Source organism: Sebaldella termitidis ATCC 33386 (genome assembly GCF_000024405.1).
GTDB lineage: Bacteria > Fusobacteriota > Fusobacteriia > Fusobacteriales > Leptotrichiaceae > Sebaldella > Sebaldella termitidis.
The window spans coordinates 2,019,965-2,038,484 of the sequence record NC_013517.1; the positions used below are offsets into that span (position 1 = coordinate 2,019,965).

At 33.2% G+C, this 18,520-nt stretch carries 22 protein-coding genes; 20 read left to right on the top strand and 2 right to left on the bottom strand.

Going from position 1 to position 18,520, the window contains the following annotated elements; translation table 11 throughout:
* Positions 1-83 precede the first annotated feature (83 nt).
* From STERM_RS09305 to STERM_RS09325, 5 genes are all read left to right on the top strand, one after another.
* Complete coding sequence (locus tag STERM_RS09305) at positions 84-833, top strand: 5'-methylthioadenosine/adenosylhomocysteine nucleosidase (protein ID WP_012861345.1); 750 nt, start codon at positions 84-86, stop codon at positions 831-833.
* Positions 834-1,008: 175 nt separating this feature from the next.
* Complete coding sequence (locus STERM_RS09310) at positions 1,009-1,518, top strand: DUF6756 family protein (RefSeq protein WP_012861346.1); 510 nt, start codon at positions 1,009-1,011, stop codon at positions 1,516-1,518.
* A 162-nt stretch (positions 1,519-1,680) separates the two neighbouring features.
* The gene (locus tag STERM_RS09315; RefSeq protein ID WP_012861347.1) at positions 1,681-2,160 is read left to right on the top strand and encodes a hypothetical protein; all 480 of its coding nucleotides are present in this window, start codon (positions 1,681-1,683) and stop codon (positions 2,158-2,160) included.
* A gap of 150 nt (positions 2,161-2,310) precedes the next feature.
* Complete coding sequence (locus STERM_RS09320; RefSeq protein WP_012861348.1) at positions 2,311-2,952, top strand: hypothetical protein; 642 nt, start codon at positions 2,311-2,313, stop codon at positions 2,950-2,952.
* A 43-nt stretch (positions 2,953-2,995) separates the two neighbouring features.
* Positions 2,996-3,460 (top strand): hypothetical protein, encoded by a 465-nt coding sequence (locus tag STERM_RS09325; protein WP_012861349.1) that lies wholly within the window; start codon positions 2,996-2,998, stop codon positions 3,458-3,460.
* A 23-nt stretch (positions 3,461-3,483) separates the two neighbouring features.
* Here STERM_RS09325 and STERM_RS09330 read toward each other — a convergent pair whose 3' ends face one another.
* Together STERM_RS09330 and STERM_RS09335 are read right to left on the bottom strand one after the other, a co-directional pair.
* On the bottom strand, positions 3,484-4,380 hold the full coding sequence (locus tag STERM_RS09330; RefSeq protein WP_012861350.1) for a DUF6960 family protein: 897 nt from the start codon (positions 4,378-4,380) through the stop codon (positions 3,484-3,486).
* A gap of 23 nt (positions 4,381-4,403) precedes the next feature.
* A complete protein-coding gene (locus STERM_RS09335; RefSeq protein ID WP_012861351.1) occupies positions 4,404-5,315 on the bottom strand; it encodes an SPL family radical SAM protein in 912 nt (303 codons plus the stop codon).
* Positions 5,316-5,468: 153 nt separating this feature from the next.
* Here STERM_RS09335 and STERM_RS09340 point away from each other — a divergent pair, with 153 nt between their 5' ends.
* From STERM_RS09340 to STERM_RS22175, 15 genes are all read left to right on the top strand, one after another.
* Positions 5,469-6,212 carry a hypothetical protein gene (locus tag STERM_RS09340; protein ID WP_012861352.1) on the top strand — a complete coding sequence of 248 codons (744 nt, stop codon included), beginning with the start codon at positions 5,469-5,471 and terminating at the stop codon, positions 6,210-6,212.
* Positions 6,213-6,331: 119 nt separating this feature from the next.
* Positions 6,332-6,688: a DUF488 domain-containing protein gene (locus tag STERM_RS09345; protein ID WP_256595011.1), complete on the top strand. Its 357-nt coding sequence runs from the start codon at positions 6,332-6,334 to the stop codon at positions 6,686-6,688.
* Between the two features lie 357 nt (positions 6,689-7,045).
* Positions 7,046-8,083 carry an N-acetyl-gamma-glutamyl-phosphate reductase gene (gene argC / locus STERM_RS09350; protein WP_012861354.1) on the top strand — a complete coding sequence of 346 codons (1,038 nt, stop codon included), beginning with the start codon at positions 7,046-7,048 and terminating at the stop codon, positions 8,081-8,083.
* Positions 8,084-8,109: 26 nt separating this feature from the next.
* Positions 8,110-8,607 carry a GNAT family N-acetyltransferase gene (locus STERM_RS09355; protein ID WP_012861355.1) on the top strand — a complete coding sequence of 166 codons (498 nt, stop codon included), beginning with the start codon at positions 8,110-8,112 and terminating at the stop codon, positions 8,605-8,607.
* Between the two features lie 48 nt (positions 8,608-8,655).
* Positions 8,656-9,876 carry a bifunctional glutamate N-acetyltransferase/amino-acid acetyltransferase ArgJ gene (gene argJ, locus STERM_RS09360; RefSeq protein WP_012861356.1) on the top strand — a complete coding sequence of 407 codons (1,221 nt, stop codon included), beginning with the start codon at positions 8,656-8,658 and terminating at the stop codon, positions 9,874-9,876.
* A gap of 101 nt (positions 9,877-9,977) precedes the next feature.
* On the top strand, positions 9,978-10,853 hold the full coding sequence (argB, locus tag STERM_RS09365; protein ID WP_012861357.1) for an acetylglutamate kinase: 876 nt from the start codon (positions 9,978-9,980) through the stop codon (positions 10,851-10,853).
* A 76-nt stretch (positions 10,854-10,929) separates the two neighbouring features.
* The gene (locus STERM_RS09370; RefSeq protein ID WP_012861358.1) at positions 10,930-12,093 is read left to right on the top strand and encodes an aspartate aminotransferase family protein; all 1,164 of its coding nucleotides are present in this window, start codon (positions 10,930-10,932) and stop codon (positions 12,091-12,093) included.
* A 27-nt stretch (positions 12,094-12,120) separates the two neighbouring features.
* Positions 12,121-13,116: an ornithine carbamoyltransferase gene (argF, locus tag STERM_RS09375; protein WP_012861359.1), complete on the top strand. Its 996-nt coding sequence runs from the start codon at positions 12,121-12,123 to the stop codon at positions 13,114-13,116.
* Between the two features lie 161 nt (positions 13,117-13,277).
* Positions 13,278-14,066 (top strand): DKNYY domain-containing protein, encoded by a 789-nt coding sequence (locus tag STERM_RS09380; RefSeq protein WP_012861360.1) that lies wholly within the window; start codon positions 13,278-13,280, stop codon positions 14,064-14,066.
* 127 nt (positions 14,067-14,193) lie between these two features.
* The gene (locus STERM_RS09385) at positions 14,194-14,745 is read left to right on the top strand and encodes a hypothetical protein (RefSeq protein ID WP_041309919.1); all 552 of its coding nucleotides are present in this window, start codon (positions 14,194-14,196) and stop codon (positions 14,743-14,745) included.
* Between the two features lie 47 nt (positions 14,746-14,792).
* Entirely contained in the window at positions 14,793-15,329 is a 537-nt protein-coding gene (locus STERM_RS09390) for a hypothetical protein (protein WP_012861362.1), read from the top strand.
* A 120-nt stretch (positions 15,330-15,449) separates the two neighbouring features.
* Complete coding sequence (locus tag STERM_RS09395; protein ID WP_012861363.1) at positions 15,450-16,088, top strand: DKNYY domain-containing protein; 639 nt, start codon at positions 15,450-15,452, stop codon at positions 16,086-16,088.
* A 167-nt stretch (positions 16,089-16,255) separates the two neighbouring features.
* The gene (locus STERM_RS09400) at positions 16,256-17,347 is read left to right on the top strand and encodes a carbohydrate kinase (protein ID WP_012861364.1); all 1,092 of its coding nucleotides are present in this window, start codon (positions 16,256-16,258) and stop codon (positions 17,345-17,347) included.
* Complete coding sequence (locus STERM_RS09405; RefSeq protein WP_012861365.1) at positions 17,344-18,261, top strand: pseudouridine-5'-phosphate glycosidase; 918 nt, start codon at positions 17,344-17,346, stop codon at positions 18,259-18,261. The genes STERM_RS09400 and STERM_RS09405 overlap by 4 nt, the downstream gene beginning before the upstream one ends.
* A 7-nt stretch (positions 18,262-18,268) precedes the next feature.
* Positions 18,269-18,421: a hypothetical protein gene (locus STERM_RS22175; RefSeq protein WP_169305400.1), complete on the top strand. Its 153-nt coding sequence runs from the start codon at positions 18,269-18,271 to the stop codon at positions 18,419-18,421.
* Positions 18,422-18,520: the final 99 nt, after the last annotated feature.

Here is an 18,520-nt window from a genome sequence, read left to right on the forward strand (position 1 = left end):
AGAGAAGTTTTATATATGTTAGAATAATATCCGGAGAGAAGAAAAATTCTATCTTTCAAAGATCTTAACAAGTGGAGGAATTTATGAAAAAGCTATTACTGGTAATTTTTACATTCTTTTCATTTTCTGTATTTTCAGGGCCTGTGGGAATAATAGGAGCTATGGATAAGGAAGTAGCGGGACTGAAGAATGAAATTAAGGTAAAAGAAATAAAGAATATCGGGGGAATTGAATTTTACAGCGGGACTTTACAGGGGAAAGATGTAGTTTTATTAAAGTCAGGAGTGGGTAAAGTAAATTCGGCTATGGCTACAGATATTCTGATAAGAGAATTTAAAGCAGATAAAATAATTTTTACAGGAGTAGCAGGAGCCGTAAATAATAAGCTGAATGTCGGAGATGTAGTAATCTCTGTTGATCTTGTAGAGCATGACTTCGATACAACTGCTTTTGGCGAGAAGCCGGGGAATGTACCGGGATCAGATAACGGGAAATTTTATGCCGATCAGTCTCTGATATCGCTTGCAGAGACATCAGCTCAGAAGGTTCTTGGAAAAACACATGTATTCAAAGGAACTATAGCAACAGGGGATCAGTTTATAGCTGATAAAGCCAAGGTTAAGGTTCTGGAAGAGACATTCGGTGCATGGGCTGTGGAAATGGAAGGTGCTTCTGTTGCACATGTAGCTGCACTTTATAAGGTTCCTTTCGTGGTTATCAGGGCAATATCTGATAAGGCAGACGGTTCGGCACATGTGACTTATGACGAGTTCTCAAATAAGGCAGCAGAAAACTCAATAAAAATAGTAAATGAGATGTTGAAAAAAATGTAATTTATATTATGAAAAGACAGAGATTTTGGTTTCTGTCTTTTTTATATTTTCGTAATTTTCCGGGGATAAAATTAAATTATTTGATTATTTTTTATTGTTAAATTATAATAAAGCTATATTTTTATTTTATAAAGGAAAAAATTATGGAATGATATGAGAGAACGGCAGGTATGAAATGAAGAGACAAAGCTGGACAGAGTTCAGAAAAAATATAGAAAAAGTAATAAAAGAATTTGGCCTTTCAGATAAATTAAAAAGCGTAAATATTACACAAATAGAGAATATAGACAGAAAATTTATGCAGTCCTTCGTAGAGGGCGGAAAACAGAGTGCGAAGTTTTACGGCTGGATATGGGAGTATCTGAAAGATGAGATAAGCTGGGGGAAGCATTCGCCTGATTATAAAAAAACCTCGGAAATTATCAGATATACAGCCGGCAGTACTGATGAAGATTTATATATTATATTTACCCAGACATACAGGGAAAAAGAAAAATTCTGGTATTATGAAGGCAGAACAGATGCAATGATTACTGTAATTGAGGAAACTCCGGGAATAGACGAGTTTTATATTTTTGATAAAAAGTTTACATGGCTCCTTGGTCAGAATCATCATGATGTAATATTTGCCACAGGAAATGAGAAAACCGAAAGATTAAAAAAAGGCTTTGAAATTTACGGATAAAGTGATAAAGTATATATAATCAGTAATTATAAATATTGCTGTAAAAATATTTGAAGATAAAATTTTAACGGTATATATTCTGGTACAGTGTCCTTACTTGCAGTTTTTATTTAGAGAGGGACAAGATACTGTACTAAGATTAAAGAGCATTGGAGAGATAAAATGAAAAAAATACTGTTGGTTTTCCTGTTTATGTCACTGGCAGCTTTTAGCAGAGGAACATTTACTGATCTGAAATGGGGAGATAATCCTGATGCAGTGGTCGGAGTACTCGGGAAGGCAGATGAAATAGACGGAAATGAGATGGTTTATAATCAGCTGAAATTTTTAGATATTACCTTTGATAAATTATTTTTGGGATTTTCAGGGAATAAGCTTGTTTACTGGGGCGGGGTCAGTAATGTAAATCTTGAGGAGTTCAAAGGTCTGGCATATTATTTCAGGGATAAGTATACTGCTAATTTTGATACTGTGGAAAGTGACAGTCTGATAGTATTTAAGTCTGTAAGTAAAAATAATACTGTTTTATTTATGATTGATAAAAGTACTGTAAATAACGACAGTTTCAATATTGTCATTTCTGATATGACTGAAGACGGGATGAAATTCATAGACAGCGTGGCAAAGAGCAGAGGGCAGTAAAAAAACATGATTTTGATACAGCACCCAAAGGTCGGCATAAAGCTGACAAGGGTGCTTTTTTATTGGAGTAAGATTTTGATATTTGTGAATTCATATTAACTGTGCTAAGATAAAATAAAAAATCAAAAGCAGAAGAAAAGAGATGAAAATATGGAATACATTGATATTATCAAGGAATTATTTGCAGTTTCCTGTCCTAAAGGATATACGGCGGAAGAAATCAGTGCCGTTAGAAAATTATACGGAGGAATTCCTTTGTTTCTTGAACAGTTTTATCTGGAACTGGGACAGTCTGACGAGCTGCTGTACTTACAGGACGAATTAATACTGCCCGGAAAATATCCCGTTTTTCTTGATTATGAATATATGATTTTTTTTAATGAGAATCAGGGAGTATGTCAGGCTGGCATTGTCAAAAGTGATGTTAAAATGGAGAATCCCCCGGTTTATGTAGGTTATGATAATAAAAACTGGGTAAAAACAGCAGAGACTCTGTCTGATTTTCTCACAGCAATGTACGGATATCAGGCAAGTCTGTGTCTGGAATATTCGTCAGAGGCTTTTTACTGGGTTTCTGATCAGGAGATACAGTTAATAGAACAAAGCTTCTCCAAAAGGCAGGAGGGATTATCAAACTGGCTGAATTTCAGAGTTGATTTATACGAAAAAGGAGAAGGAAGAATTGCATTAATGCATACAGGCGGAGATGTACAGATGATGTATGCTGCAAATAACGAAAAGGATTTTAAAAAAATACAGGCTGTTTTGGAAAATATCGGGGAAATAATCTAAATGTAAGAAAATTGATTATTTTATAAACAGTTAAGGAGATAGAATGACATATATTTTTGTAGATTTTGAAGGATATAAATACTGGATTGAAGTTAATGATGAGGGAACTGCTTTACGGCAGGTAACAATAGATGAGAATAATATAACTTCCATATCCTGCTTGGAGCCTTGTCTGGCAGATCAGTATGTTGATACTGAAAACGATTGTGAAATAATAAGTAAAGATGAATTTGAGAAGGTATGGGAAAATGCTGTTCTGCCTTATCGTAAGATATGGAATACTGAAAAGCTGAAATATAAAAAAGGGCAGAATATATCAGGCATAATAAAATATTTTTATCCGCAGGGAGCTGTTTTAGATTTGAATAATGGTTACGGATGTATGAATATTGAAAATTGCAGAGAAAAGCCATTATATCCGGGTTATAGTGTCAGCGGGATTATTTCAGGATATGATGAAAAAAATATGTGGATTCTAATCGAAAATTGTGAATTGGAACAATCATAAAAAGGCTGGTGTTTATCAGCCTTTTATATAAAATCTTTCATTAAAAATTTTTTTGTTCTTTTCTTTCCATTTATTGTAAGAATATAGATATATTCTCTGCATGGATAATTCCAATACATATCAGTAATAATCCCTTTGATTTCAGGGTTTTTTGTCAAAGTAACAATGTTACCAAAAGATAACGGTGCAGGTATGACTCTGAAAAGTTTCGGTTCAACTTTTAATATATATTCATAATATTTCAGTAATAGAAAGTTATCTTCTTTTCCAATACATTGTAGTATTTTACCATTTTTGAGAAAAAAATCTTTTTTATGCTGTTCTAACAAAGAAAAATTTTCAAAAATATCATTTTTACTGCCAAGATAATGTCCCCATAAATTAACAGGGTTACTTATTTTCTTTTCAAAATTTTTAGAAAAAATTAAATTATATTTCTCACTTATTAATTCATGATTATTTATAATTTTATATAACTCTTTTTTGACATTAAATGTCATTTTTTTATGTTGAAGAGTAATATATTCATCAGTATCATCTATGCAATTAAAAATTTTGCCATAGGGTATTATATTTTTGAAATTTTCCAGATCACATGGGCTTATAAAATGATCCCCATCTTCAGGAAACCAGGGATAATATCCCCAACTTCCTTTTAAATCCAGTATGAAATCATCCTTTATATATCTTTTAGTTTTGCTCTTTCCGTTAATATGAATAAAATACATTTGTTTTTTATCTTTAGAGTGAAATATAGAAGAAGAAATAATTCCCCCAATAGCAGGATATTTTTTTAATATTACACTGCTTCCATATGGAAGTATACTTTCTTTTTGAATATCAATTTCTATATTAAGATTTTTAGTAACAGGAAATTTACTCTTTTTATCTTTAGATAGAATTTTTTCCAATATCTTCATGAAAATCCTTTCATTTTTGTAAACTAAAACAGCTTTAACTGCGGATCATACTTTCTTTCTTTTTTCATTTTTTCCCTCATAGGATTCGTATAACTGAAAGAAATAGAGTATTTTTCTTTCAGGAAATTTATATTTTGATAAAGACTGTATTTATATTCTTTTCTTTTTTCAGTATTATTGTAAAGCATATAAATATTTTTATACAGCTGGGGATAATTACGAAGAACAAAATTAAAAAATGATTTTCTTGTTTCTCCTCTCAGGTAAAGGATTCCCGGCAGTACATAGTGGACATCGCTTTCTTTTGCATGAGAAAACAGTGATTCTATATTTTCAATGCTGTCAGTAATATAAGGAATAATAGGCATAGAATGCATTCCCACAGAGGCATTGGTTTTCCGCATGGCTTTCAGTATTCGGAATCTCTCCATGGGCGGTGAAGCGTTGGTTTCAATCATAGCAGCTGTTTTTCTGTCAGTAACGGTAATAGTGGAAGCAATATTTATATAAGTAAGTCTGGATAATTCATCTATCAAATCAATATCTCTCAGTATAAGTGTAGATTTGGTGGAAATAATAGCAGGATTTTTATGTTTAATAAGAAGTTTCAGTATTTCAGGCATAATTTTGTTATTCTTTTCTACAGCCTGATAACTGTCTGTGACACCGCCTATATTTATTACTTCATGTTTCCATGATTTGGAGCTGAGCTGTCTGTCCAGCTCTTCCACAATATTGGTTTTTACATATATTTCATTAAAAAAATCATCTGAATTGGAATTTATATATTTGTGCGAATAAAGGGCATAGCAGTATTTACAGTTATGAATACAGCCTCTGTATATATTCAGATCCCATTTATATGGAAAACCGCCGCTGACTTTGTTCAGTGCAGATTTGCATGTGATATTTTTATATCGGACAGTATTCTTCATACTAAAACCGCCTTTTTAATTAATTTCTTAATTTTAGTATATCATTTCAAATAGAGTTTGTAAATTTAATAAAATAACCTTTTTAAAATGATTGACAAAGTATAGAAATAATTATATATTTTTAATAAGTTTATTGTAGAAAGGGAGAATTAAATGGTATTTCTTTTTATACCAATGTTGATTATACTGATGTTGGTGCTTTTCATACTTGTACTTACGTTATTTATTGCTAAATCTAAAAACAGGGGAAATTATGCAGAAGATGAATATATACCGGGGGAGATATATAATTATTCTATACAGGAGCGTTATTTTACAATAGAGGCATTAAATATGAAACTTATTATACTTCCTTTGATAGTGTCTTTTGTAACTGTTTCTCTTTTATTCGGAATAATTATTATGGCAGAAACAGAAATACCTGTTTTATCTGATACGGGAAAAGAAATTATGAACGGTTACGCAGTGTGGTTTATACAGTTTATAGTTATACAGCTGATGGTTTTTATGCTTTTTGCATTATATAAAAAAATACGGATAACGGCAGAGAACGGAACCTTGTATATTAACGGCGTGATACAGGATATAAGATATTATCAGATCAGGAAAATATTCGCGGAAAATAGTCTGCTTTACCTGAAAACGGAAAGAAAGCTGTGGATTTTGCTTCCTGCCGCAGCAGAAGGGCTGAAAAAATATCCGAAAAGAGATATCTTAAAAAAGCAAACAGAAGAGATAAATAATAAGCTTAGAACAATAGAAAAAATTCTCTCGGGCAGTGATGCGGAATATAAAAATTTCAGCTGGATAAGAAATCGGCTTCTTGGTTTTGGGGGAATATTTGTACTTTTGGCGTTGGTTTCAATAGGAATGCTTATAACTAAATATTACATATAAGAATGTATGAAGCAGTCTGATATTTTTAAAATATAAAATAATAATAATTTATAAAATTTATTTAGTAAAAAAATATGTTATAAAAAATAAAAGGCAGGTGATACCATCTGAACAGTATAATATGTGAAAGAGTTTATGATTCTGAAATAAAGGCAGGCTACAGAATTTTAGCAGACCGTTTATGGCCCAGAGGAGTAAAGAAAACAGATCTCCAATATGATGTATGGTTTAAGGATATTACACCGACACCGGAAATACGAAAAGAATTCGGACATAAAGAAGAAAATTTTGATATATTTAAAGTCCGTTATCTGAATGAACTGAATACTAATCCTAAAAGCGGTGAATTTATACAGTTAGTGTCGGATAAGCTGAAAAAAGAAAATGTGATTTTACTGTATGCAGCAAAGGATACTGTTTATAATCATGCAGTAATTTTAAAAGAGTGGCTGGAAGAAAAATTAAATGGAAAATAAGCTTATATAATAAGAATTAGTTTTGTATATGTTTTCATTAAAAATCGATATACAAAACATATTGATTTTTCAAAAAAAATCTGATATACTTTTCATATAATAAAAAAAGAAAGAGTGGTGAGAGCAATGATTAAATTTATAAGAAGGATAAGGGAAAGAAATTTTAGAATTAAATACCCTTGTCATGACTAATTTAATCATTGTATATATAGATAGATAATAATGTTAGTCAATGGCCTTCAAGCTGTTGACTTTTATTATAAATGCTAGATGAAGTAAATATATGCGGAATCTTATGATGAATTGTCATAAGGTTCCTTTTTTTATAAAAATAAAAATAAATCAGGAGGAAATAAAATGATAAAAGTAGGACTGGTAGGAGCTACAGGATATGCTGGACAGCAGCTTTTGTGGATTCTGAACATGCATAAGGAAACAGAAATAAAATTTATATCTTCAAACAGCTATGAAGGAAAGGAAATCTCAGAGGTATACGGGAATTATAAAAAATATTTCGACAAAAAGCTGATATCACAGGAGGAGGCGGGAACAAAATTAGATGAAATAGATGTTCTGTTTATGGCTCTTCCGCACGGGATGTCTGAAAAGCTTGCAGGACAGGCATTGAAATCAGGTGTAAAGGTAATAGACCTTGGGGCGGATTTCCGTCTTGATGATTCTGAAACATATGAGAAATGGTACAAAGTAAAGCATGAAAACCCTGAAATAAACAAACAGGCAGTTTACGGACTTCCCGAGCTTTACAGGGAAAAAATAAAGGAAAGCAGCATAGTAGCAGCACCGGGATGTTATCCCACATCGGCAATACTTGCAGCGGCACCCTTATTAAAGAAAAATCTGGTAAAAACTGAAAATATAATTGTTGATTCCAAGTCTGGAGTTTCGGGAGCAGGCAGAGGTCTAAAAACAGAATCGCTTTTTACAGAGGTAAATGAAAACTTTAAGGCATATAATCTGTTTATGCACAGACATACCCCCGAAATAGAACAGGAGATGGGAAAAGCGGCAGGGAAAGAAGCAGGAGTGATATTTACCCCTCATCTGCTTCCGATAAACAGAGGAATACTTTCTACGCTCTATCTGGATATGACAGAGGAAATAACTGAGGAAGAAATTTATAAAATATATGAGGAGTTTTATAAAGATGATTATTTTGTGAGAATAAGCAGAGAGCTTCCCGAGATAAAAAATATAAAAAATACAAATATCTGTGAGATCGGAATAAGAGCGGATATAAAGAAGAAGAAAATCATAGTGGTATCTGTAATAGATAATCTTATAAAAGGTGCAGGAGGTCAGGCCGTACAGGCTATGAACATAATGTTCGGACTTCCCGAAACAGAAGGACTTGATTATCTGTCTATGTATGTATAAAATAAAATTCAAAAGGCGGGATAAAAATGATTAGAAGTGTAAGATTGAGCGATGCTGAGGCAATAGCAAAAATATATAATTATTATGTAAAAGAAACAACAGTTACATTTGAAACAGAGGAAATAGACATAACGGAAATGGAAAAAAGAATAAAGAAAACGCTGGAATACGGCTATCCTTTTATTGTTCATGAAGAGGAGGGAATTGTAACAGGTTATGCCTATGTAAGAAAATGGAGAGAAAGAATATCCTATAATAATACTTTGGAAACAAGCATATATGTGGATAAGGACAAAAAAACAAAAGGTACGGGAAAAAAACTGTATAATTCATTAATAGAAAAGTGTAAAAAATCAGGCGTGCATGTATTAATAGGAGTTTTATCCCATACAAATACAGCAAGCAAAAAGCTCCATAAAAATACGGGATTTGAGAAAACAGGACATTTTAAAGAGGCGGCAAATAAATTCGGGAAGTTTATAGATGTAGAATTCTGGTCTTTGATATTAAAGGCAGCAGGATAGATTAAAAGAATAAATCAGAGAATATTATATAAATTAGGAGGATTAGGAATGAATGTAATTAAGAACGGGACAATTACAGATGTAAAAGGTTTCAAAGCTGCGGGAATAACCGCCGGTCTGAAAAAAAGCGGGAAAAAAGATCTGGCATTAATCTATAGTGAATATAAAGCTGTATCTGCTGCCGTATTTACAAAAAATCTGGTAAAAGCAGCTCCGATACTGGTAGATATGGAAAATATAAAATCGGAAAATACTCAGGCAATTATAGTAAACAGCGGGAATGCCAATGCATGTACAGGGGAAGACGGCTATAAAAATGCAAAGAAAATGACAGAAATAATAGCAGAAAAGCTAAACCTGCATCCGACAGAGGTTTTGGTAGAGTCTACCGGAATTATTGGTGTTCAGATGGATATGGAAAAAGTAGCTTCCGGTCTTGAAAAAATAGTACCAGAGCTTAGTGAAGAAGGAGGACATAATGCAGGAGAAGCAATAATGACTACAGATACATTCCCTAAGAATTTAGCCGTAAAGATAGAAATCGGCGGTAAAGAAGTGACAATAGCCGGAATAGCCAAGGGATCAGGAATGATACATCCTGATATGGCAACGATGCTTGCATTTCTCGTAACAGATATAAGTATTGATAAAAAACTGCTTCAGAAAGTATTTTCAAAAAGTACTGATGATTCATATAATATGGTTTCCGTGGACGGAGATACCAGCACTAATGATATGGCGGGAATACTGGCAAACGGTGCAGCCGGCAATACAAAGATAACTGATGAAAACAGTGAGGAATTTAAGATTTTTAAAGAGGCTCTGAATTTTGTCAATAAAGAGCTTGCGAAGTCCATAGCAAAAGACGGTGAAGGAGCTACAAAGCTTATAGAGGTAACAACAAAAAATGCCAGAACAATGGAAGATGCAAAAAAAGTATCAAAATCTGTTATTACTTCAAGTCTTTTTAAAGCAGCGGTATTCGGCTCAGATGCGAATTGGGGAAGAATATTATGCGCCGTGGGATATTCAGGAGCAGAGCTGATTGTGGATAAAATTGAGATATTTATAAAAGGTGAGGATAAAATAATTCAGGTAGCGAAAAACGGAATGGGTATAGACTTTGGCGAGGAAGAAGTAGAAAAAATACTGAAAGAAGAAAAGGTAGGGGTTATTGTCAATCTGAATGACGGGAATTATGATGCGACAGCCTGGGGCTGCGATCTGACTTATGACTATGTAAAGATAAATGCAGATTACAGAACATAAAAAAATTTATGACTAAAAAGAGTTTTACAGTAATTAAAAACTGTTCCTGTTTGTCAGCAGATATAAACAGGTCACTACAAAAAACTAAAAAAGGAGAAAAAATGTTAAACAATCATGAGAAAGCAGATACACTTGTAGAAGCTCTGCCGTTTATACGGAAATATTACGGGAAAACTGTGGTAATAAAATACGGCGGAAGTGCAATGGCAGATGAGGAAATAAGAGAGGAATTTATAAAAGACGTTGTGCTTATGAAGTATGTAGGGATAAATCCTGTTATTATCCACGGCGGAGGTCCTGAAATAAATCTTATGCTGAAAAAACTCGGGAAAGAAACAGAGTTTGTGGAAGGGAACAGAGTAAGTGACACTGAAACAGTAGAAGTCGCAGAGATGATACTTTCTGCAAAGCTGAATAAGGGTATAGTAGCAGATATTAATAAGCACGGCGGGAAAGCTGTGGGCTTAAGCGGAAAAGACGGAAATCTTATATTGGCCAAGAAAAAATATATAGAAAAGGATAATCAGAAACTGGATATAGGCTTTGTCGGCGAGGTAGTAAAAATAAATCCTGAGATAATAGAGATACTCGCGGAAAAAGATTATATTCCTGTGATATCATCAATAGGACAGGATCTTGAAGGAAATACCTATAATATAAATGCAGATTATGTAGCAGGCGAGATAGCCGGAGTACTTAATGCATTCAGACTCCTGTTTCTTACAGATGTGGACGGAATACTGACTGATCATAATGATAAGGCAACCCTGATTCCTGAAATAAGCAGTTCAGAAGTGATAAAGCTCATAAATGACGGCATTATAACCGGAGGAATGCTTCCTAAGGTAAATACATGTCTAAATGCTGTCAATAAGGGTGTAAAAAATGTTATAATACTAAATGGAAAAGTAAAGCATTCGATACTTTTGGAATTGTTTACCTATGAAGGATTCGGTACCATGATAAAAAGCGACTGATATTTTGTATAATTACAGATATGGATTACCATATTCAGGGGGACGGTGAAATATTAATAAATTATAAGGAGGAAATATGTTACTAAATGTATATAACAGGTTCAATGTAAGTTTTGTAAAAGGAAAAGGTGTGTATCTCTATGATGATCAGGGAAATGAATATCTGGACTTTGTATCGGGTATAGCTGTAAACTGCCTTGGACATGCCCATCCTGTCATAGCAAATGCACTGAAAAAACAGGGAGAAACACTTATTCATATATCAAACCTGTATCACAGCAATGCTCAGACAAAGCTGGTAGATAAGTTAACAGGTTTGAGCGAGCATGAAAGAGTATTTTTCAGCAACAGCGGAACAGAAGCTATAGAGCTGGCAATAAAAATAGCGAGAAAATATGGAAATAATATAGATAAAAATAAAACAGAAATAATATATATGAAAGATTCATTTCATGGGAGAAGTACCGGTTCACTTGCGATTACAGGTCAGAAAAAATATCAGGAGCCTTTTGAACCGCTTATGCCTAATGTGACGGAATGCTTATTTAATAATATAGAAGACCTGAAATCAAAGGTAAATCAGAATACATGCGCGGTAATACTGGAGCCTGTTCAGGGAGAAAGCGGGATACAGACAGCAAGTCCGGAATTTTTGAAAGCTCTGAAAGAACTTTGCAGTGAAAATAATGCTCTTTTGATATTTGACGAAATACAGTGCGGAATGGGAAGAATGGGAACATTATTTGCATATGAACAGCTGGGTGTAGTACCTGATATTGTGACTATAGCAAAGGCACTCGGAGGAGGAGTACCTATAGGTGCATGTCTGACTAAGGGGAAAGCTAATGATGTAATGGTTCCCGGGGATCATGGCTCTACATACGGAGGAAATCCTCTGGTATGTGCAGTCGCATATGATGTTCTTACAGAGCTCGTGGATAACAAGGTTATCGCTGGAGTAAAGGCAAAAGGGGAATATGCTATAGAAAAGCTTAATAAATTAAAAGAAAAATATAAGCTGATAGAGGAAATAAGAGGAACAGGTCTTCTGATAGGTATAAAACTGGATGAAAGTGTGGCAGCAAGAGATTTTGCAAATACTGCATTTGAAAATAAATTCCTTCTTGTACCCGCAGGAAATAATGTTTTGAGATACTTTCCGCCGTTAAATGTAACTTTGGAAGAAATAGATAAATCTATAGAAAAAATGGAAGAAATATTGAATATATTTGAAAAATAAAATTTTGAGAAAAGAAGAGGTGAAATTATGCTGAAAAAAAAGTCATTTTTAAAACTGCTGGATTTTACAAAAGAGGAATTGGAGTTTCTTTTGAATCTGTCAAAAAAACTAAAAGAAGATAAGAAGAATAACGCCGAAATGAAAAAACTGAGCGGGAAAAATATAGCGCTGATATTTGAAAAGACATCTACAAGAACAAGATGTGCATTTGAAGTAGCGGCTTTTGATCAGGGAGCAAATGTAACTTATATAGGACCTTCTACATCACAGATAGGTGATAAAGAATCTATAGAGGATACTGCAAGAGTGCTGGGCAGATTTTATGACGGTCTGGAATACAGAGGGTACGGACAGGAAATAGTCGAGACACTGGCTGAATATGCGGGTGTACCTGTGTGGAACGGTCTGACTACAGAATCGCATCCTACACAGGTGCTGGCAGATTTTATGACTATACTTGAACATAAGGGAGATCTTTCAGGAATAAAATTCGCATTTATGGGAGACGGAAGAAATAATGTGGCAAATTCTCTGATGATAGGAGCGGCAAAATTCGGAATGGATTTTAGAATTGTAGCGCCAAAAGAGCTTTTTCCAAATGAAGAGCTGGTAAAAAAAGCCAAGGAGCTGGCTGCCGAATCTGGTGGAAAAATAACACTTACGGAGAATCCAGCAGAAGGAGTAGATGACTGTGATGTCATATATACTGATGTATGGGTATCAATGGGAGAAGATGAGAGTATATGGAAAAACAGAATCGAGCAGTTAAAGCCGTATCAGGTAAACAGTACTCTTGTAAAAAATGCAAAGCCTGATTATTTATTTATGCATTGTCTTCCAGCTTTTCATGATCTGAAAACAAAAACTGGCGAAAAAATGCATGAGAAATTTGGAATTACAGAAATGGAAGTTACAGATGAGGTTTTTGAAAGTGAAAATTCTGTTGTTTTTGATGAGGCGGAAAACAGAATGCATACCATAAAAGCTGTTATGGTAGCAACTCTTGGAGAAATAAATATCTAATAATATTGTAAATGATAATATACAGGATACTGTGTTGTTTTTATACAGAAGCTGTCAGAAATGACAGCTTCTTTTAATATTTGCTGATATAAAAAAACATTATTTGTATTCACTCAAAATTCACATAAAAATGTTATAATATAAAAAAAGGAGCGGAAACTATGAAAAATATATTGGTTTTCCTGATGCTCGGAGTAATGCTGAGTGCACTTCAGGAATTAAGATATCCTTCTGGATACAGGGTGAACGGCAGCAGAGTATTTTATACATATATAGAGCTGACAGAAATAGATATGACTACATTTGAAATTTTGAATGAAAGATACGCCAAGGATAAGAATGCAGTTTACTATGAAGGAAAAGTCATAGTAAATGTTGATCCCGAAGATTTTGAGCTTTTGGGGGATTTTTTCGGAAAGACTAAGAATAATATATACATAGGGAATACGATAATAAAAGATGCAGATATTAACAGTTTTGAATTATTGGGACACAGCCGCAGCAGGGATAAAAACCATGTGTTTTTTGCTGATAAAATATTGAAAAATGCTGATCCTGCTACTTATATAGTTTTTAACAATAAATATGCCAAAGATAAAAATCATGTTTATTTTTGGGATAAGGAGATAGAAAATGCAGATGCTCCGACATTTGAAGTATTAAACGGAGAATACGGCAAGGATAAAAACAGGGTTTATTATAACAGCAGAGTGGTCAGAAAAGCTGATCCTGCTACTTTTCGAATATTAGAAGGGCCTTTTTCAAAAGATAAAAACTATGTATATGTTACAGGAGAAATATTCGAAAAAGCTGACGTAAAAACATTTCAGACACTGGGTGATTATGGATATGCCAAGGATAAAAGATATGTGTACAGATACAATAAGATACTGGAGGGTGAAAAACCGGCAGATTTTCTTCCTCCTCCCCAGCCTGTAATTATGTATTAATTTATTAAAGAAAATACAGCCGGAAAAGTCTTTTTTCTATGTGATTTTCCGGCTTGACACAGTTTTAATAAAATGTTAGACTTAATTATTAATTAAAGATAATATCTTATTAGAAAGTGGGTGTTTTATGAGAAAAATATTGTTTCTTTTACTTTTGGTTTTTAGCATGCAGATCTATTCGAGCCCTTTTACCGAGGCTGATAAAAAAGAAGTTTTGAAACAGTTTTCGGAACTTCAGAATGCATTAAAAAGGAAAAATGCCAGTGCACTTTCTACATATGTATCATATCCGCTTAAAGACGGAAATATAAAAACAGTAATCTGGAAAAGCAGCAGTGATTTTATTAAAGATTTTAGAGATCCTGAAAATTATGTATTTTCACATCTGGATGAGCTGAAAGTAAATTCTGCATCCGGTCAGATAGATAATGTGGAAGAAAAGCTGCTTGAAAGGGGAGGAGAAGGCGGAGATAAATTTATGGAAATAACGGGGAAATTCATTACTTCCAGTGATGATGAAGCCGAATTTTATTACGGTGCTTCGGGTATTTCCAAGAATGATGATCTTTTTGTGGTAACAGTCTCAGTTTATGATGATATGTTTGACGGATCAAGCTATTATATTTTTATATTATCGGGAAATAAGCTGAAACTGGTTTCTTATCTTCAGCTTCCGTAACAGACGGTTTTATACAATTAAAATAAATTATAAGAAAGCGGTGTTTTATGAAAAAAGTTTTATTTTTGTTATTTTTAGTTTTTAGTTTCGGAGTTTATTCGGCGACTTTCAGTGATTCTGATAAAAAAGAGATTTTGAAACAATTTTCTGAATTTCAGAAAGCAGTAAAAAAGAAGGATGCGGCAGCGGTTTCTAGGTATATTTCTTACCCACTGAAAGAGGGGAATACAAAAGAAGTAATCTGGAAAAACAGCAGTGAGCTTGCGAAAGATCTAAAAGATAAGGAGACATATACTTTTTATTCCATAAATGAACTAAAAATAGATTCTAATGCAAACAAGATAATCAATGTAGAGGAAAGGCTTCTTGAAAAAAACGGGGAATTCGGGGATGAATTTTTAAGCGTGACCGGAAGATTTCTGGATACTGATGATGTAGAGGGAACTATCTATACAGGAATAGATAAACCGCATTTTGTAGTAGCGGTAAGTGTCTATGACGATATGTTCGAGGGAGGAACTTATTATCTCTTTAGCTTTGAGAACAAAAAATTAGAGCTGGTTTCTATTTTCAGACTTCCATAAATATAAAAAAGTCATTGTATTGCTTTACAGACACGGCATAAGAGTACAGTGATTTTTTATTTGGAGTAAAAGAGTAATTTATAAAAAAGCAAAACTTTTTAATTTGATAAGGAGATGGTTATGAGAAAAATCATATTATTTATATTGATAAGTATATCAGTATTCAGTGAATATAAAATTGAGAATGGAAAAGTATATTATGAGGATAAATTAATAGCTGAGGCAGATGCAGTGACTTTTGACAGCAGTACTGACTATGCACAGGATAAAAATTATATTTATTATACGGAAAAGAAAATTGAAGGTGCTGATCTAAAGACATTTGAGATACTTTATTCAGGTTATTCAAAAGATAAAAATCATGTTTATTATAAAAATAATATATTAAAGGGAGCAGATTCAAAAACCTTTGATATGGTACATTTCGGACATGCCAAAGATAAGAATAATGCTTATTATTACGGAAAAAAAATAGAGGGAGCAGAAGCTAAAACCTTCGATATAATAGAACCTTGTGCTTTTGGATTTTCGAGAGATAATATTTCGGTATATTATGAAGATAAAAAAATACCGGGTTCAGATCCTGAAACCTTTGAAATATTGGGAGAAAACGGATATTCAAAAGATAAGAATAATGTTTATTTTGAAAATCATATTATAGATGGTGCTGATATCAAGACTTTTAGGGCTTTAGCTGGAAAAATAGCAGAGGACAAAAATAATTATTATAAATCCGAGAAAATATCAGGCAAGAAATAAAAAAATCAATAAATATAATACTTTAAATTGAGTACTAAAATATAATCACTGTAAGAGTCACAAAAACACAGTGATTTTTTTATTTGAAAAAAATTCTTGACATAATAATAAAAAAATGATATTCTAAATATAAGTTTAAAAAACTAATTTATGTTTAGGTGATGAAGATGACAGAAAGAGAAAGGGAGATATTGCATCTCATAAGGGAAAATCCTATGATATCTCAGGAAGAGATAGCAAAAAAAATAGGAATAACGAGGACTTCGGTAGCTGTACATATAAGTAATATCATGAAAAAAGGAATTATACTCGGAAAAGGGTATATAATTAATGAAAGCCCTTATATTATGGTTATCGGCGGAACCAATGTAGACATACAGGGGTTTTCCAGAAGCGAGCTTAGAGCACATGACTCTAATCCGGGATATGTGGGAGTTTCATTCGGAGGTGTCGGGAAAAATATAGCAGAAAACATAGCCAGACTTGACATCAATACAAAATTTATAACAGTATTCGGCAATGACCTTTACGGGGAAAAAATAAAGGATCATTTGAATAAGCTGGATATAGACGTAAGTGATTCGCTGATTCTGGAAAATGAAGAAACATCTATTTATCTTTCAATTCTGGATTCGAACGGTGAAATGAATGTAGCCATATCATCAATGGAGATATTCAAAAAGCTGAAGCCTGAATATCTGAAAGCCAGAAACAAAAAAATAGAGGGCGCAGAAATAATAATAGTGGACACAAACCTGGAAAAAGAAGCCATTAATTACATAATGGGCTATAATACAAAAACAAAAATAATGCTTGATACAGTATCTACAAAAAAATCCGAAAAGGTAAAAGACATAATAGGGAAATTTCATACAATAAAGCCTAATAAAATAGAGGCAGAGCTTCTTTCGGGAATAAAGATAAATTCTGATTCCGATCTTGACAGAGCCGGGAAATTTTTTCTGGAAGCAGGTATAAAAAATATCTTTATTACTCTCGGGAGTGACGGGGTATATTACATAAACGACAAGAAAAAAGGAATAATAAAGAATCCTAAAGTAACACCCGTAAATGTAACAGGCGGAGGGGATGCCTTCGTAGCGGGAATAGCACATGCGGAATTTATGGGAAAAGACATAGATGAAGCTGCAAAATTCGGAATAGGAGCAAGTATACTCACTATTCTTGATGAAAATACAATAAGTGATAAAATATCAGTAGAAAACATAGAGAATAAAATTAAGGAGATGAAATTATGAAAAACTTTATGAAGTATCTTGAAGTAAGCAAAGAGGTAAAAGAAGCACTGGAAAACAACAAACCTGTGGTAGCACTGGAATCAACAATTATATCACACGGAATGCCTTTTCCGCAGAATTATGAAACAGCACTAAAAGTAGAAAAAGTAATAAGAGAAGCAGGAGCAATACCAGCTACCATTGCAATACTGGACGGGAAATTAAAAGTGGGATTGTCTGCTGAAGAGATAGAGTTTTTAGGAAAAGAAGGAAGTAAAATAATAAAAGTAAGCAGAAGAGATCTTCCTTATATTGTAGCAAATAAATTAAACGGAGCAACAACAGTGGCAACTACAATGATAGTGGCAGAAATGGCAGGAGTAAAAGTATTCGCTACAGGAGGAATAGGAGGAGTACACAGAGGAGCAGAAACAACTATGGATATTTCCGCTGACCTTGAAGAATTGTCAAATACAAATGTAGCAGTAATATGTGCAGGGGCAAAATCTATTCTTGATCTTGGTCTGACTTTGGAATATCTTGAAACTCACGGAGTACCTGTATTAGGATACCAGACTAAAAAACTTCCGGCATTTTTCACTAGAGAGAGCGAATTTGATCTTGATTATAAAATAGATACTCCAAAAGAACTGGCAGATATAATAACAGCAAAATGGGAAATGGGATTAAACGGTGGAGTAGTAATAGCAAATCCGATTCCTGTGGAATATTCAATGGATTATGATGAAATAAGCAAATCAATAGAAGAGGCTGTAAAAGAAGCAGAAGCAAAAGGAATAAAAGGAAAAGAAAGCACACCTTTCCTTCTTGCTAAAATAAAAGAAATCACTAAAGGAAAAAGTCTAGAGGCTAATATCCAGCTGGTTTATAATAATGCGAAGCTGGCATCTGAAATAGCAGGAAACATGAAATAATAAAATATTGAAATATTACAGAGCAGATATATTAAAAATAAATATATCTGCTCTTTTTTATGTGATAATACCGGCAGCTGCAAAAAAATATACAGGAACTGAGAAATATAATAAAATGACTGCAAAAAATAAAAATAAAAAGCTGGAAAAATATTTGTAAAATTTCCGGCAAAGTCTTTAAATAAAAGAGAAAATTAAAAATATTATTATAATCAAAGTAAAAAAAATGAAACTGAAATATGGACATTTGTAAAAGTAT

Coding starts and splice junctions, on each gene's coding strand:
- STERM_RS09305 (WP_012861345.1), top strand. CDS start 84: ATGAAAAAGCTATTACTGGTAATTTTTACATTCTTTTCATTTTCTGTA.
- STERM_RS09310 (WP_012861346.1), top strand. CDS start 1,009: ATGAAGAGACAAAGCTGGACAGAGTTCAGAAAAAATATAGAAAAAGTA.
- STERM_RS09315 (WP_012861347.1), top strand. CDS start 1,681: ATGAAAAAAATACTGTTGGTTTTCCTGTTTATGTCACTGGCAGCTTTT.
- STERM_RS09320 (WP_012861348.1), top strand. CDS start 2,311: ATGGAATACATTGATATTATCAAGGAATTATTTGCAGTTTCCTGTCCT.
- STERM_RS09325 (WP_012861349.1), top strand. CDS start 2,996: ATGACATATATTTTTGTAGATTTTGAAGGATATAAATACTGGATTGAA.
- STERM_RS09330 (WP_012861350.1), bottom strand. CDS start 4,380: ATGAAGATATTGGAAAAAATTCTATCTAAAGATAAAAAGAGTAAATTT.
- STERM_RS09335 (WP_012861351.1), bottom strand. CDS start 5,315: ATGAAGAATACTGTCCGATATAAAAATATCACATGCAAATCTGCACTG.
- STERM_RS09340 (WP_012861352.1), top strand. CDS start 5,469: ATGGTATTTCTTTTTATACCAATGTTGATTATACTGATGTTGGTGCTT.
- argC (WP_012861354.1), top strand. CDS start 7,046: ATGATAAAAGTAGGACTGGTAGGAGCTACAGGATATGCTGGACAGCAG.
- STERM_RS09355 (WP_012861355.1), top strand. CDS start 8,110: ATGATTAGAAGTGTAAGATTGAGCGATGCTGAGGCAATAGCAAAAATA.
- argJ (WP_012861356.1), top strand. CDS start 8,656: ATGAATGTAATTAAGAACGGGACAATTACAGATGTAAAAGGTTTCAAA.
- argB (WP_012861357.1), top strand. CDS start 9,978: ATGTTAAACAATCATGAGAAAGCAGATACACTTGTAGAAGCTCTGCCG.
- STERM_RS09370 (WP_012861358.1), top strand. CDS start 10,930: ATGTTACTAAATGTATATAACAGGTTCAATGTAAGTTTTGTAAAAGGA.
- argF (WP_012861359.1), top strand. CDS start 12,121: ATGCTGAAAAAAAAGTCATTTTTAAAACTGCTGGATTTTACAAAAGAG.
- STERM_RS09380 (WP_012861360.1), top strand. CDS start 13,278: ATGAAAAATATATTGGTTTTCCTGATGCTCGGAGTAATGCTGAGTGCA.
- STERM_RS09385 (WP_041309919.1), top strand. CDS start 14,194: ATGAGAAAAATATTGTTTCTTTTACTTTTGGTTTTTAGCATGCAGATC.
- STERM_RS09390 (WP_012861362.1), top strand. CDS start 14,793: ATGAAAAAAGTTTTATTTTTGTTATTTTTAGTTTTTAGTTTCGGAGTT.
- STERM_RS09395 (WP_012861363.1), top strand. CDS start 15,450: ATGAGAAAAATCATATTATTTATATTGATAAGTATATCAGTATTCAGT.
- STERM_RS09400 (WP_012861364.1), top strand. CDS start 16,256: ATGACAGAAAGAGAAAGGGAGATATTGCATCTCATAAGGGAAAATCCT.
- STERM_RS09405 (WP_012861365.1), top strand. CDS start 17,344: ATGAAAAACTTTATGAAGTATCTTGAAGTAAGCAAAGAGGTAAAAGAA.